The following is a 12,061-nucleotide window of genomic DNA, read 5'->3' as shown; positions in this document are numbered from 1 at the left end:
CATTTACTGATATATACAATATTTTGTATAATCCGGGTATGGGAGATTTCAAGCCGATCGAATTCCGTGGCCGCTCTCTTGATGACCTTCAAGCCTTTCCGCTCGCGGCCAGGCGTGAGGCTGGCCACCAGGCGTTACCGCGATTTATTGAAGGAGCTAGACCAATGAGTAACGAACGATTTTCCAGTGTCTGGGATGCCATCGAAGATACCCCGGAGGAAGCGGAAAACATGAAACTGCGTTCCGTCCTGATGAAGGCGCTGAAAAACCACCTTACCCGGACTGAAATGAGTCAGACGCAGGCCGCCAAACTCTTGGGGGTGACCCAACCACGTGTCTCGGACCTGATGCGCGGCAAGATCGATCTATTCGGCCTTGATGCACTGGTGAACATGGCGACTGCCGCCGGGCTTCGTATCGAAATACGAGTGCTTGAAACTGCCTGACCGGGGGTATTCAGATTTTTTATGTCTCTTTCTTACTGGTACCACCTGTTTCCGGCTGCGACTTAATTTCTAATAGTTCTTTCTCGCTTTCTGAATCGAGACGTGAGCCCAGGATATGAAGAATCTGCTCTGAAAACTCACCATTGTTCTCAATATAATCCAATATTATTGCACCCGTAAGCATGCACTTCTGAGTTACTTTTTCCTTCTCTTTTTCTTTTGCTTTTTGCTTTTCAAGCCTAATCTTCTGATTTAGCTTTTTTTGTCTTTCGAGTAACTTCTGTAAATTAATATTCTTGTTTTCAGTATTTTTTCTTACCATCACGTTCTGCTTTTGGGGATTAACGGGTTGTTTATAGATTGATACTATTTTACATAGTTAAAAAAATATAAAGAACAATGACAGCAGAGGCGGACGTAATGAGTGCGGCGATGACGTTTAATACCGCAGTTTGTTTAGCTGCCTGGAGTGCCTGATGTACCTGGCTGAATCCAGCGTTTAATTCATGCTTCCATTGCTCAATAATCACTCTCGATTGCGCTTCCATGACCCTCGCGACCTCGGCCTTGCTTGAGACAATAGAGGCGTTCAGAATCCTGTCGGAATGGTGCTTGGCTTCAATAGCCCATTGGCTATAAAGCACCTCCATTTGACTCCTGAAATTATCCAGCAAATCCTGCTGCGTAGATTTACTATCCTCAATAAGACGCTTATTCAAGGTATGCATGATCATGATTGGATCATCTTTTGATAGAGCAATCCCATGAGTGGCTGCAATCTCCTTGACTACTTCATCAAAGCTGTCGCTTGTATTCATGCCAGAACGGACGATACGCTTTCTAATTTTTTAAATAGATCGTCCTTAATTATTTTGAGCCGCTGTCGAACCATGATCATGATTTCCGGCTTGGCGATCGCCTCATCAAACGTCAATTTGTCCTGCAACATTTCTCTTAAATCAAGACCGAAGGTTTCCGGCTTGTATTCTGGAATCGTAATCATGGCGGAGATACGCTTTTTGTTATCCAGGTAAGCTTTCATTGACTCAAAGCTTTTACCATTCATTTCTATCCTTCCCCAGAACAGATTGAGCCATACAACAAATGAAACGCCGTCCGGAAACTGTTTCATTATCCTGTCAAACCCATTCAATGTATCAGCCAGCGATTGCCCACCGGTAATCACCGTGTGGATGACCAATTCATGGCCTTCTTCCTGAAGCAGTGCAGAAACATGATTACTGATCAAATAATGTGACAAACCCACAAATGTGCTCGCACCATTATCGATGATCACATCAGATTTACTTTTCGATATTAACTCGATCAGATTATCAAATTTTCGGGGATCCACATTATCGCCATTCATTAAATCCAGTTTTTTCACGTTTAATTTTCTAAAACTATGAAATGATGAATTGACAGGATCGGTGTCGATACAGAGAACAGCTTTACTCTTGGAGTAATAATATTGTGCCATGATCGATGCAATAAAAGATTTTCCGACTCCCCCTTTACCTTGCAGGATCATATGTATTTTTGCCATCTGTAACCGCCTTATTGTTGTGTGAAATTGGAAGAGTAAAGTTTGAATTTAATAACGCGTAATGATGGATTAGATAGTAATGATCATACTAGATCATCAATATTATATTCGTTACTCCACTCGAACCCTTTCGGGTTGTCGGAACCAGCGTATTCATCTGAACCAGAGGGGAGGGTACGATCTTGTTTCTTACTTGAATGAGTTTTAATTTTTATATTGTCTTCCGGTTCAGATAATAGATTATTTTTTATTAAAATATTTTCTTTTTTAACCCGGTTTTTTGATTCGTAGCTGGTGTATTTTTTAACTAATCTCAAAAATATCTGATAACTGATATCGATCTTTTTTTCATCCTGAAATAGCTGCCAGATATCTTTAATAGTCCAGCCGCTATCTATTGCCACTTCGATCTGATCGCGTAGCGCCAGAACAACAGAGAAGTTCTTTTTAGCGCGGGTAGAACTGCTCTTTTCTGCTCCTTCTGCCAGCCTATTCAAAATATCTTTTTCCATATTTCCGTATAGTTTAATAAAAATAGTATGATGCAATAATGATTACATTTCGATTAAGGAATGATTAAGAAGTAATTAAGAAGTAATTAAGAAGTAATTAAGCAGTAATTAAGGATTGATTAAGGAGTGATTAAGATCAATTAAGGACGATTATGATCAATTCTAATGTAATTATGGAGTCAATTTTTCGTCATAATTAATCCTTAATTGATCATAATCGATTGGTAATCATTTCTTAATCATTACAAAACAGGGCAGGATATGTGAAGTTAGCTAACAGATGAATCTGTCATCAAATTTCACCCTGATCTTATTCGCACGGTGTGCTCAACGATATCCTGCTCTGCGAGGCAAGAACGAAAAAAGCAGCGGGAGGGAAGGGCAGTAGGAAACGGAATGCAATGGAAACGAAATGCAAGGAATAAGAAAAAAATGACCGCAACGATATAAGTAAAAATAATAATAAAAATCAGAAGAAAATTAGAAGCAAAACTAAACAAAAAACTAAAGGCAAAACGTAATAAAATTACGCCAAAAAATAAATAAAATAGTCACAATAAATGATTAAATAATGGTTAATAAAATATAATGAATAAATTAGCGTTAACCAAACAAAACCATGCAAGAAAATCTAGACAAGAAAAAAAGAAAACATAAACTTCATCTACGGGTACCGGTAGATCATGAAGATGAAAAAATCATTAAATCCAGAGCAAATGATTGCGGGTTAAGTATTTCTGAATATCTCAGAAAACTGGGAATAAATTACGAACCTGCCAGCATTATCGATAACGAGAAAGTAAATGAAATGGCAAAGATCAATGGTGATCTCGGTAGATTGGGTGGGCTGTTAAAACTATGGTTAAGTGATGATCGACGGGTTGCCAATTTTGATAAGCGAGCAATCAATAAATTGCTCAATGATATTGAGCTAACCCGGTCAAAAATGGCGGGTACGATGATGCAGGTAATAAAATCAAAAAAATAGAAAAATTACTGTCTTCATGATTGCTAAACACATTCCAATTAATTCAGTCAGAAAAAGTAATTTTGCTACTCTGGTTAATTACATCTGTGATCCACAAAGCAAGACTGAGCGTGTTGGGTTGGTGCGCGCGGTTAACTGTTACTCGGATAGACCGGATTGTGTGATTGCGGAAGTGCTGAATACGCAGCAGATGAATCAACGGGCGACATCAGATAAAACCTATCACCTGGTTGTCAGTTTTCGGGATGCTGTTTTAGCAGACCATGTCCTTCAAGCGGTAGAAGATAAACTGTGTGAGGGATTGGGATTTGGTGAGCATCAGCGTATGAGTGCGGTACATCATGACACGGATCATTTACACATCCATATTGCTATCAATAAGATTCATCCCACCCGGTTCACGATTCACAATCCGCATTACGACTATAAGGTCATCGGCGACCTGTGTAAGAAACTGGAAGAGGAATATGGACTCACTCCCGATAACCACGACACGCAAAAGCGAGGCGCACAAGGCAAGGAATCCAATATCGCGTTTAAAGCGGGCTCTGAAAGTTTAATTGGCTGGATGAAACAAGAATGCCTGGAACAGATTCACGCGACGGTAAGCTGGTCTGCATTACATCAGCTCTTGGCAGATCATGGTCTGGAATTAAAAGAACGTGGCAGTGGTCTGGTGTTTGTTTCAAACAATGGGGTGGGCGTGAAAGCCAGTTCGGTGGATCGTGCGTTATCAAAATCCAACCTGGTTAAGAAATATGGCGCTTATGAAGCGATTGACGGTAATGAGTCAACCAAAACAAACGAAAAGAATAAATGCTCCAGGCAATATGAAAAAAAACCGCTGCCTGGCAAGCTGGATACAACCGAACTTTATGCGCAGTACCGGGCTGAGCAGCATGCCGCAGCCGTCCATGGGAAGAATGAATGGATCAGACTGCGGGATAAGAAAGATCAGGCCATCGAATCCGTTAAGAAAAAAGCGAAGTTAAAGCGCTTACTGATCAAAAATGTGACGGCTGGCAAGCTGGCCAGGCAATTAATGTATGCGTCCGTTCATCAGGAAGCCAGGGCGCGTATTGAATCCATCAAGAAAGACTATCAACAAGCCTATCAGGCGTCTAAAGCGCAGCATAGAAAAATGGACTGGTTAAGCTGGTTGGTCAACGCAGCCAATCGCGGCAATCAGGCAGCATTGGCAGTCTTGCGTTCCAGAAAAGATGACCGGCGGACAGAGGATTATGTTTCTGGCGCACAGGGCAGGGCCACGGATGGTTCGGCGAAGTATCCTGAAATGGTCGAGACCATTACCCGAACCGGCACGATCATCTTCAACATGGGGTCAACGGCTATTCGTGAGGGTGGACAAGGGTGGATGGTGAAGGCAGGCACGGCCAAAGATAAAATCCTGGCTATCTTGACCGCCGCCATCAAACAATACGGCAATCAACTGACGATCAACGGCAGCGATGTTTTCCGTGAGCAGGTTGTGCAGGTCGCGGCTGAGACGGCGCTGGAGGTGACCTTTGTTGATGAGGCACTGGAACAAAGGCGACTGGCTATCGTAAACAGGGCGCGTGGTCCAGGACGCAGTCATCGCGAAAAAATGGATACGGTCAAAAAAGCCAGCGCATTGAAACCAAAAACACTCAAAGCAAGGAACCATCCCGCTGGAAAAGGGCTGTCAGGATGAGCTTCACCAATCAACCCACCGGTCGTCCCCAAACCGGGCATGACGACCAGAAGAAGCGTCGGCTTATCCAGTGCATGGCGGTTTTCTTCCTGCTGGGCGGGGTGCAGATTGCCACACAGTACTTTGCGTATCGGTTTCAATACCAACCTCAGCTAGGGGCGCATTTCAATCAGCTATACCCGCCCTGGTCGATTATTGAGTGGGGTAGCAAATGGTATGCACAGTATCCCGGTATCTTCGATACGTCGATGAATATAGGGATGGTGTTTTCTGCTATTGGACTGATTGTGACGCTGGTGGTCAAAATGGTTGCCGACAACTCGGTGCGGCTGAACAGCGGGTTACATGGCTCAGCCCGTTGGGCCAATGTTAAGGACATCCGGGCGGCAAGGTTGCTGCCGGTCAAGCCGTCTTTTTTTAAAAACCGCTTTGCCAGGCAATCCCTCAAAGATGATTATGTTTACGTTGGCGCCTGGCAGGATAAAAAGGGCACGACCCATTACCTGAAACACAACGGCGCTGAGCATGTTCTATGTTACGCGCCGACCCGTTCGGGCAAAGGGGTAGGGCTGGTCATCCCGACCTTGCTCTCATGGGGGCAAAGTGCGGTCATTACTGATCTGAAGGGCGAATTGTGGTCCGTCACAGCGGGTTGGCGAAAGCAATATGCGGGTAACAAAGTCATTCGTTTTGAACCGGCTTCCTCCACAGGGAGCGCCTGCTGGAATCCCCTGGATGAAATCAGAATGCACGATGGTTTAGAGGTTGGCGATGTACAAAATCTTGCCACGTTAATTGTAGATCCGGATGGGAAAGGGTTAAACGATCATTGGCAGAAAACCAGTCAGTCGCTGCTGGTTGGGGTGATTCTGCATGTCTTGTATCGATCAAAGCATGAGGGCACGGTCGCCACGTTGCCTTTGGTGGATGCCAGGCTGTCTGATCCTGAGCGCGATGCGGCGGAATTATGGATGGAAATGGCGACTTATGAGCATATTGATGGCGCCAATCATCCCGTCATTGGCTCGACCGCGCGGGATATGATGGATCGCCCTCCTGAAGAGGGCGGATCAGTGCTATCGACCGCTAAATCCTATCTATCCTTATACCGTGATCCTCTGGTTGCCAAAAATGTCAGTCGCTCGGATTTTGCCATCCGTGATTTGATGCACTACGCGCAGCCGGTCAGTTTGTATATTGTGACGCATCCCAATGATAAGACCCGTTTGCGGCCACTGGTACGCATTATGGCCAATATGATTGTCCGCATCCTGGCGGACAAGCTTGAATTCAAGGACGGCCAGCCTGTGGCGCACTACAAGCATCGGCTGTTGTTGATGCTTGATGAATTCCCCAGCCTTGGCAGGCTGGAAATCCTGCAGGAGTCGCTGGCTTTCATTGCGGGTTACGGGATCAAAGCCTATTTGATCTGCCAGGACATCAACCAGCTTAAAAGCCGTGAGACGGGGTATGGGCATGATGAAGCCATTACGTCCAATTGCCATATCCAGAATGCGTTTCCCCCGAACCGGATTGAAACCGCCGAGCATTTATCCAAGCTCACGGGACAAACCACCATCTTCAAAGAGCAGATTACCACCAGTGGTAAGCGGGTAGGGATGATGCATGGCAATGTCACCCGCACGATGCAGGAGACGCAACGCGCATTATTAACGCCGGATGAGTGCTTACGTATGGCCGGGCCAAAAAAAGACGATGACGGACTGATTACTGAGCCGGGTGACATGATTATTTATGTGGCCGGGTATCCGGCCATCTATGGCAAGCAGCCGTTGTATTTTAAGGATGATGTGTTTTCTGCACGCGCGGCTGTTCCTGCGCCGGCGTTTAGCGACAAGATCGCCCGAGCAGCATGAAAAGAATGCTCAACACCCTCGCAGGGCTGGTTTTGTTTATGAGCGCGGGTATATTTCTGTCGGCTGTGGTTTGTCGTGCCGCTGGTATCTACTACAACCATACGCCAAGTTTTCCGGTGGGTTTTTACAAGATCATCGATGCGCCGGTAGGGAAGGGTGCGTATGTTTCTTTCTGTCCACCACAGGCCAAAGTCTTTGATATAGCCATGGCGCGACAGACCATCGATAGAGGTAACTGTCCGGGTGGTTATGGCATGTTACTGAAACGTGTTTTTGCGCAGCGTGGGGATACGGTTTCTATTGAAGCGGCCGGGATTACAGTGAATGAGGATTTACTGCCTAATAGTGCCCAGATAAGCGGCCTTGAATTGCCGCCATATCGGATGGAGCAAAAAATGCTGGATGATTCAGAATATCTGCTGATGTCCGATGTGAACCCGTATTCTTTTGATGCGCGGTATTTTGGATTGATTGCACATGCGCAGATTCAGCATGTGGTTGAGCCGCTTTTTACCTGGGGTGACTAAAAAGGACGGTATGACTCAAACTAAAAAGTCTCCGGAAAAATCGGGCCGATTCATTCCTCAACCTTGTCTTGTTCCAATGCTTTTCCTGATTGTTTAATTCCATTAGTAGCTGGGCATGGAGTGCTATATGTCCTTCTATTCCAGAGTAGTTTGTCTCATGCATAAGGTTTTCTTCACTGGTAAAATGGAACTTAACTTCCTGAACGATGGGTGAAATCGTTGTCTCAGACTCGCGAGTCTTGATAGCCACGTCGAGCTTGCGAAACAGCATGACTAGCAGGCGGTGTTCTGCATCAATCAGAGGGTGACCTGTTTCATATGACTTTTTCCACTGGATATACATCAGAAGCTTATAACGATACTTCGTTACCCATACAAAATAGTATTCAATCTGATAAACCGTATGACCCTCATTTCTACAGCCCATGCCACCTCTCCTGGGTGGCATATTCTCGCGGCTAAAGCCGATGACTTTAACCTTATGGTGGACAACAAAAAGGTTGGTGCCCCCTTTTTTCAATGAAAATTATTTAAGCACAAATTTTTATTGCTGCCCTGGAAATGAAATACCCAAGGTGGATTTTAAGTACCATCGCAGGCAGCTTATTTTTTTTGAATACGTATTCCCTGACGCTTTATGCAGGTAACCTGAAGCATCTACTGAAAGACAATCGGATAGCATTGGGCGGTTGGGTAAATGGAGGAGTGAATTTTAATCCTAGTCAGAAAAATGGATTTAATGGTCCGGTGATTATGGCGGACCAAGCCAACCAATTTCAGTTGAATCAATTAAATTTGTTTATGCAGCGAGCGGTTGTATCAGAAGGCAATATCTGGGATTTTGGCGGACGCTTCGATTTTATGTTTGGAACAGATGCTGTCTTTACCCAGGCTTTTGGTGTGCCTACGCTGGATGTACATTCCGGAGAGCCTTTAGAAAGAAGTAATTGGGATCTTGACCTGTGCTGTGCTTCTTCACGAACTTATGGAATTGCGCTTCCGCAAGCATATCTGGAGACATATGTCCCTGTCGGTAACGGACTTAACATCAAATTGGGCCATTTCTATAGCCCTATGGGTTATGAGACGGTACCGGCACCGGATAATTTCTTTTATACGCGAGCTTATAACCTGAATGTGGGAGAGCCCTTTACTCATACTGGTCTGCTTTCGGAATATAAGATTAATAAAAACTGGTCCGTTATCGGCGCAGCGGTTACGGGTAGCGCGAACGGTGGATGGGATGGCGGCTGGGACAAACAACTGGAAAACTGGAGTGGAGTGGCTGGTTTTAATTGGACCAGCGATAATAATTTAACTTCGCTTAAAGTTATTGGTAGTTATGGTAAAACTTCAACACACAGTAATGAACCATGGGCAACGTACAATATTGTATTGAAACACAGAATTAATCCTAAAACCTCGCTAGCTTTGCATCATGTATGGGGCTATGCTGGTGGCGTTTTATTGAACAATCCAAAATATAATAATGTCACCAAAGATACGCAATGGATTACTTTAATGGCCTATTTATATTATGACGTTGCGGATAACGTATCGATGGGTGTACGCGGCGAATGGTTTCGTGACAGAGATGGCTCCCGCAATCCATCACCCTATCGCATAGCGGCTACTACCAATATAGTTAATGGCAGGACAGTTAGTTATGCGGGCGATCCTGCTCGGGTGACTATTATGCCCGCAGATTATTATTCAGCAACCGTGGGCATTAACTGGAAAGCAGCCAAAACGCTAAAACTTAAATCGGACTTAATAAGGGAGCTAACCGTTCGTTCAAATATCCGCTACGATCGAGTAGATGCTTATCACGCACCTGCGTATAGACCTTTTGCTGGAAATAAAGACCAGATTTTATTTTCGCTTGATTTTATTCTGCCTTTTTGAGCACGGTTAATGGCGTTACTGAATTAATAAAATTACCTGATTAGCAACGAACGTCAGCCATTCGAATAGAGTGCAAGGGCTGCGGAGTGGTCGAAGCAGCGGCGATCAGCAATCGTTCGTGCAGTGAGCAAAGATCAAAACGTCGGTTGAATCGGTAACTGAAGGCGGCAAGATAGCGAGCGGCATACTTGCGGAAGTTGAAAGCATGGTAACAACCCGACAAACCGGTCTTGGCCTGACTAACCAGATAAATTGCCAAGAACCAGACGGTCAGCGGTAGTTTAGTGCCCTGAAAAACTGTCCCGGCAATCAATGAGGTCTGATGTCGGCAGGCTCTGCATTGAAAAACCTTGCTGACGTTCGTTGCTAATCAGGATGCTTTTTTAATTACTGTGCTAATTGTAACGGCTCACGTTTAAAAACAGCCGCTTGCATTCAACGTTTTTTTGGACTCACAATAAATGTAAATGCACTTGGGCTCAAATTCAAATTAAAACGCCAGTTTTAGCGTAGCACCCTCCTAATGGTTACCCTTAGAGAAGAATAATAGTTATCCCAATATACTCATCAGGTTGACGGACATACAATGGTTCCAAAGGGAAGTTATAGGAGAAACCATCATGAGAACAACGACCAAAAAATATGTTTTAGTTTTTTCGTTATTTATGTTCCTGATCTTCGGTGCATCTATGAATTCTGTTGCATCTGATGATGTAAATCATGAGGTCCTGGCTAATAAATTTGAGTCCATGGCAGCAGAAATGGACGCCAAGATTACCGAGCAACAAGAAATCTTCAAAAACAAACCACGTACCAGTTATTTCGGTATAAATGGTAAGAACATTAAATCGCACGTGATTTACAAGATTCGTAAATACGAAAAAGCAGCGGAAGAATATTTGGAGCAAGCTGCTCTTCATCACGCGATGGCAGCGGAGCAATCCGATATGAAATCAGTTTCAACCACAAATAAAACGAGTGGTAACGACGATTCATAAATAACGAAAATAACTGGTTTGGCTAAAAAGGGCAGTGCGTAGAAATACGCATTGCCCTTTTTATTTCTTTAGCTCCTACTAATTCTAATCCTTCACAGGCCGGATCAAGTGTTCTCCTTGATTGGCGTCAGATTTGACAATACACCTCACTTTAAGGAGGCCGGTTTTGAATAGCGTCTGGCGGGATGTTCGATGTGTCTGGAGATAAACCCTGATCAGTTGAAATCCGGTGAACGGTGCGCGGCAACGTCCAACCGCAATTTTGAGGGTCGTCAGGGCCGTGGCGGTCGCACGCATCTGGTTTCGCTAGCAATGGCGGCAGCGGCAGCTATTACGGGGCATCTGACAGAGTTATCAGCACACTTGAAGCCGAACTGGCCTGAGCCGTTTTGGGAGCCCTTCACCGCGTGATAAGATCACGGCGAAGGGTTTTTCAAAAAAGGAAATTAGATCATGGCTTTCAAACTTTTATCATGTGATGGCGGTGGCGTGCGAGGGTATATCTCCAGCTCGCTTATTCAGGCGTTGGACAAGGCGACTGATGGCAAACTGTTGAATAATGTTCAAGGGTTTGCGGGGACGTCTACCGGCGGGTTGATCTCGATCGCACTGGCAAATGGTGTGTGCATTGATGACGTCGTCAATATCTATAAAAATCAAGCCGCGACGATCTTTACCAAAAACGGATGGTTCACCGAGGCGGATCGGCGCGCGCAAGTAAATGCCGCGATGGCTGCTGGCGGCGAGTTGGAAGGGCCGGGGAAATTTAGTTCTGCGTACAATGCGACGGGGTTGGTTAAAATCCTGACACATTATGTTGGCACGAAAACCTTCGGCGATGTCAAAAAAGTGCTGGCGGTGAATACCGCGCAGCTGCAGGACACATCACTGACACCTCCGCGCTGGGTACCGCAAACGTTTAACAATTGTAAGGTTGGCGGGGATTTCGGCGCTGTGAAGCTGTTGGATGCGGCGCTGTCGACATCTGCTGCACCATGCTATTTCCCGCCGCATGAAATCAGCGGACTGGGCTATTTCGCGGATGGCGGCACATTCGCCAATGATCCGGTCCTAAACGGGATCGAGGTTGCTGTGGCCGGTGGTCACGCCAGCAGCATCACCGATGTCGAGGTTATTTCGATCGGGACAGGAATTTCACCCGAAGGGATCGCAGCGGGTGATGTAGGCCAGCCACTGAACTGGGGTGTCACGACATGGATGTGGCCGTTTGCAAGTGGAGGCGTTCCGGCGACGGCGCTGTTGAATATGACGCTGGATTTGACGTCACAAAACCTTGAAAGAATCACGCAGAATTTGCTCAAAAAACAGATCACCCGAATCAACCCAGTGCTGACAGCACCAGTGGCTCTGGACGAATATACGCCTAAAGACTATGCGATCATGGACGAAGCGATAAAAGCGGCCATGGCATCTGATGACTGGAACACAGCTATAAATATGGTTAACAGCTGGTAATAGAGGCCGCGAAGGCGGGTATAAGTTTCATAAAATGAAGGATGCCTGAACGATGAGCAGTAATTGTCTTTGAAAGCTTAATGATCAATTGAC

General features: G+C 45.2%; 13 protein-coding genes and 2 pseudogenes. 9 read left to right on the top strand and 6 right to left on the bottom strand.

Annotation, left to right across the window (positions count from 1 at the left end; all coding sequences use genetic code 11):
* Nucleotides 1-38 precede the first annotated feature (38 nt).
* Complete coding sequence (locus NSMM_RS11095) at nucleotides 39-446, top strand: helix-turn-helix domain-containing protein (RefSeq protein WP_245654781.1); 408 nt, start codon at nucleotides 39-41, stop codon at nucleotides 444-446.
* A gap of 19 nt (nucleotides 447-465) precedes the next feature.
* Here the strand turns inward: NSMM_RS11095 and NSMM_RS11090 are convergent, their stop codons facing one another.
* The 4 genes from NSMM_RS11090 to NSMM_RS11075 all read right to left on the bottom strand — a co-directional run bounded on the left by NSMM_RS11090 (nucleotide 466) and on the right by NSMM_RS11075 (nucleotide 2,504).
* The gene (locus tag NSMM_RS11090; RefSeq protein ID WP_090287464.1) at nucleotides 466-768 is read right to left on the bottom strand and encodes a hypothetical protein; all 303 of its coding nucleotides are present in this window, start codon (nucleotides 766-768) and stop codon (nucleotides 466-468) included.
* 49 nt (nucleotides 769-817) lie between these two features.
* Entirely contained in the window at nucleotides 818-1,264 is a 447-nt protein-coding gene (locus NSMM_RS11085; RefSeq protein WP_090287462.1) for a hypothetical protein, read from the bottom strand.
* On the bottom strand, nucleotides 1,261-1,992 hold the full coding sequence (locus NSMM_RS11080; protein ID WP_090287460.1) for a nucleotide-binding protein: 732 nt from the start codon (nucleotides 1,990-1,992) through the stop codon (nucleotides 1,261-1,263). Before NSMM_RS11080 ends, NSMM_RS11085 begins: the two co-directional genes overlap by 4 nt.
* An 83-nt stretch (nucleotides 1,993-2,075) precedes the next feature.
* The gene (locus tag NSMM_RS11075) at nucleotides 2,076-2,504 is read right to left on the bottom strand and encodes a TraK family protein (protein WP_090287458.1); all 429 of its coding nucleotides are present in this window, start codon (nucleotides 2,502-2,504) and stop codon (nucleotides 2,076-2,078) included.
* A gap of 619 nt (nucleotides 2,505-3,123) precedes the next feature.
* Between NSMM_RS11075 and traJ the strand changes: the two genes are divergently transcribed.
* From traJ to traF, 4 genes are read left to right on the top strand one after another with little or no spacing between them, the layout of a single operon-like run.
* Nucleotides 3,124-3,492, top strand: a complete 369-nt coding sequence (gene traJ, locus NSMM_RS11070) for a conjugal transfer transcriptional regulator TraJ (protein WP_090287456.1) — start codon at nucleotides 3,124-3,126, stop codon at nucleotides 3,490-3,492.
* 16 nt (nucleotides 3,493-3,508) lie between these two features.
* A complete protein-coding gene (gene traI / locus NSMM_RS11065; RefSeq protein WP_090287455.1) occupies nucleotides 3,509-5,185 on the top strand; it encodes a TraI/MobA(P) family conjugative relaxase in 1,677 nt (558 codons plus the stop codon).
* Nucleotides 5,182-7,062, top strand: a complete 1,881-nt coding sequence (locus NSMM_RS11060) for a type IV secretory system conjugative DNA transfer family protein (protein ID WP_090287453.1) — start codon at nucleotides 5,182-5,184, stop codon at nucleotides 7,060-7,062. The genes traI and NSMM_RS11060 overlap by 4 nt, the downstream gene beginning before the upstream one ends.
* Before the next feature lie 5 nt (nucleotides 7,063-7,067).
* On the top strand, nucleotides 7,068-7,589 hold the full coding sequence (gene traF, locus NSMM_RS11055; RefSeq protein WP_245654780.1) for a conjugative transfer signal peptidase TraF: 522 nt from the start codon (nucleotides 7,068-7,070) through the stop codon (nucleotides 7,587-7,589).
* Here the strand turns inward: traF and NSMM_RS11050 are convergent.
* Nucleotides 7,573-8,016, bottom strand: coding sequence for a bacteriohemerythrin (locus tag NSMM_RS11050; RefSeq protein WP_176753953.1), 444 nt, complete (start codon nucleotides 8,014-8,016; stop codon nucleotides 7,573-7,575). The genes traF and NSMM_RS11050 overlap by 17 nt on opposite strands.
* A 134-nt stretch (nucleotides 8,017-8,150) precedes the next feature.
* On the opposite strand from NSMM_RS11050, the gene NSMM_RS11045 reads away from it, so the two are divergent.
* Entirely contained in the window at nucleotides 8,151-9,494 is a 1,344-nt protein-coding gene (locus NSMM_RS11045; protein ID WP_090287447.1) for a porin, read from the top strand.
* 40 nt (nucleotides 9,495-9,534) lie between these two features.
* On the opposite strand, the pseudogene NSMM_RS11040 reads toward NSMM_RS11045, so the two are convergent.
* Nucleotides 9,535-9,846 (bottom strand): annotated as a pseudogene (locus NSMM_RS11040) (hypothetical protein); the annotation flags it as partial.
* Between the two features lie 268 nt (nucleotides 9,847-10,114).
* Between NSMM_RS11040 and NSMM_RS11035 the strand changes: the two are divergent.
* From NSMM_RS11035 to NSMM_RS11025, 3 genes and pseudogenes are all read left to right on the top strand, one after another.
* Nucleotides 10,115-10,492: a hypothetical protein gene (locus tag NSMM_RS11035; RefSeq protein WP_090287445.1), complete on the top strand. Its 378-nt coding sequence runs from the start codon at nucleotides 10,115-10,117 to the stop codon at nucleotides 10,490-10,492.
* A gap of 150 nt (nucleotides 10,493-10,642) precedes the next feature.
* Nucleotides 10,643-10,903, top strand: a pseudogene (locus NSMM_RS11030) (aconitase family protein); the annotation flags it as partial.
* A gap of 42 nt (nucleotides 10,904-10,945) precedes the next feature.
* Nucleotides 10,946-11,968 carry a patatin-like phospholipase family protein gene (locus NSMM_RS11025; protein ID WP_090287443.1) on the top strand — a complete coding sequence of 341 codons (1,023 nt, stop codon included), beginning with the start codon at nucleotides 10,946-10,948 and terminating at the stop codon, nucleotides 11,966-11,968.
* Nucleotides 11,969-12,061 lie beyond the last annotated feature (93 nt).

Source organism: Nitrosomonas mobilis, from assembly GCF_900103035.1.
Taxonomy (GTDB): Bacteria; Pseudomonadota; Gammaproteobacteria; order Burkholderiales; family Nitrosomonadaceae; genus Nitrosomonas; species Nitrosomonas mobilis.
This window is presented reverse-complemented; position numbering and strand designations above follow the sequence as displayed.